This window comes from Leisingera sp. F5, from assembly GCF_001593695.1.
On the sequence record NZ_LUKH01000503.1, the window covers coordinates 1 to 2243 of the forward strand.

Consider the following 2243-nt stretch of genomic DNA (forward strand, 5'->3'; position numbering starts at 1 on the left):
CTCAAGGCATTATATATGAAGGTGCAATTCAGGCGGCAAGATTTGCTGGAGAAAAGATTTAAGATGCATGCGCCTTATGCCACGTCACCGGACCGCAGCCGCGGCCGGCAGGTGACCGAGGAGGAAAGCTCCTTTCGCTCTCCCTATCAGCGCGACCGTGACCGCATTATCCACGCCAGTGCTTTCCGGCGGCTGAAGCACAAGACCCAGGTGTTTGTCGAACACGAGGGCGACAATTACCGCACCCGGCTCACCCATTCGATCGAGGTGGGGCAGGTGGGCCGGACGATTGCCGGCGCGCTGGGGCTGAACCAGGAGCTGACCGAGGCGGTGGCGCTGGCGCATGATCTGGGCCACACGCCGTTCGGCCACACCGGAGAGGATGCGCTGCATGCGCTGATGGCGCCCTATGGCGGCTTTGACCATAACGCCCAGGCGATCCGCATCGTGACTTGTCTGGAGCGTCACTACGCCGAATTCGACGGCTTGAACCTCACCTGGGAAACCCTTGAGGCGATTGCAAAACATAATGGCCCAGTGGTGGGGGAGCTGCCCTGGGCACTGGCGGAATGCAATGCTGCGATGGATTTGGAGCTGCACACCCACGCAAGCGCCGAGGCGCAGGTGGCGGCGCTGGCGGATGACATCGCCTACAACAACCACGATCTGCATGATGCGCTGCGGGCGGGTCTGTTCGGCGACGATGATCTGGCCCGGCTGCCGCTGCTGGACAAGGCGTATGGCGCGGTGGACCGGCTGTATCCGGGCCTTGATCCCAACCGCCGGCGGCATGAGGCGCTGCGGCGCTTCTTCGGTGTCATGGTTGGCGATGTGATCGGCACCGCGCGGGCGCTGCTGGCGGACTCAGGGGTAAAAACAGTCGAGGAGGTACGGGCGCTGGATTATCCGGTGGTGCAGTTTTCGCCGGGCCTCTGGGCCGGGCTGAAGGACATTCGCGCCTTCCTGTTCACCCGCATGTACCGCGCCCCGTCGGTGATGGAAAAGCGCGCCAAGGTCGCCAAGGTGGTGGAGGCGCTGTTTCCCTACTTCCTGGACAATCCGCAGGACATGCCGGAGCGCTGGCACGCAGATATTGCCGGTGCGGCGGACCGCACCGCGCTGGCGCGGATCGTGTCGGATTATATCGCCGGCATGACAGACCGCTTCGCCCTGCAGCAGCATGAGCGGCTGATCGGGGTGAAGGTCGAGGTCTGAGGGCTTCGCCTTGTGTTGCTTGCGGTCTGTGTTGTCTGCTGCGGTCCTTTCCTGTGTGCCGTTACTGTGGGCCGTGAAACGGGCAGGGTAGAGATGGCGCCGCCACGACAGGCAGGAGGCCAGGGCCGGAACGCCAGCGCGCCCCGGGTCCGGTCAAAAGCTTCATCAGTCAGACGCCCCTGCACCTTTTGCGGAGGTGGTCTTGGGGGTCCTGGTCTCCTGTGTGCGCGGGGTGCCAGACCCGCGCGATGTGCTGCAGGTGGGTGACTGTCGCATAGTCGGGTTACGGCCGCGCAAGCAGGGCGTGCGGTGAGACGGGCTTTGGCGCAACGCCGTGTGGCGGCTTGTTCTGCTGTAAGTGTTCCTGTAATGTTCTCTTCAAAATACATGATAGGAGAGGATTGCCGGAATGATTGAGGGAAGCTGCTGCTGCGGCGCGGTAAAGTTTGAGCTGCTGGCGCAGCCGACGCTGATGGGCACATGCCATTGCTCCCGTTGTCGCAAGGCCGGCGCTAGCACCATTGTGTTTGTGAAGAAGGAAGACCTGCGCTGGATTGCCGGCAGGGACGAGGTGGTGCTGTACCAGCCCGCGCCGCCCTATAAATACGGCCGCTGTTTCTGCCGGATCTGCGGCAGCTCGCTGGGGGAGATATTGTCGGAGGACGCCAGTTTTCCGATCGCCGCAAATGCACTGGACGGGGCGCTGGAGGTGACGAACAGTTTCCACGAGTTCGTGGGAGAGAAACCGGGCTGGTATGAGATCTGCGGCGGAGCAAAGCAGTCGGAGGGGCATCCGGCATAAGTGCGGCGAGTCTTTTGACCGGGCTGCTTGCGGCCGGGTCTGCGCCGGATCTCTCCAACAGGAAGGCGCGTTTGCACCGGCCTGAGGCAGGGCGCGGACCTGCTGTTGTCTTTTGGAGCCTGGAAATCCTGAGCCAGATTCCTGAATTGGCCGTAAGTCGTGCTATGATCTGGCCCTATGATGCCGCGGGTCATCAGCGCTATCCGCGGGAGGAACAGCAAGGGGA

Annotated in this window: 2 protein-coding genes; both read left to right on the plus strand. The window is 62.7% G+C overall.

All coding sequences use genetic code 11. From position 1 onward, the window contains the following. Window positions 1–63: 63 nt before the first annotated feature. Window positions 64–1215 (plus strand): deoxyguanosinetriphosphate triphosphohydrolase, encoded by a 1152-nt coding sequence (locus tag A2I95_RS32490; protein ID WP_027258584.1) that lies wholly within the window; start codon window positions 64–66, stop codon window positions 1213–1215. Between the two features lie 409 nt (window positions 1216–1624). Continuing rightward, window positions 1625–2017, plus strand: coding sequence for a GFA family protein (locus A2I95_RS32495; protein WP_027258585.1), 393 nt, complete (start codon window positions 1625–1627; stop codon window positions 2015–2017). Window positions 2018–2243 lie beyond the last annotated feature (226 nt).

What these genes read in the sequence shown, in the direction of transcription:
- A2I95_RS32490 (WP_027258584.1), top strand. Translation starts at nt 64, where the DNA reads ATGCATGCGCCTTATGCCACGTCACCGGACCGCAGCCGCGGCCGGCAG.
- A2I95_RS32495 (WP_027258585.1), top strand. Translation starts at nt 1,625, where the DNA reads ATGATTGAGGGAAGCTGCTGCTGCGGCGCGGTAAAGTTTGAGCTGCTG.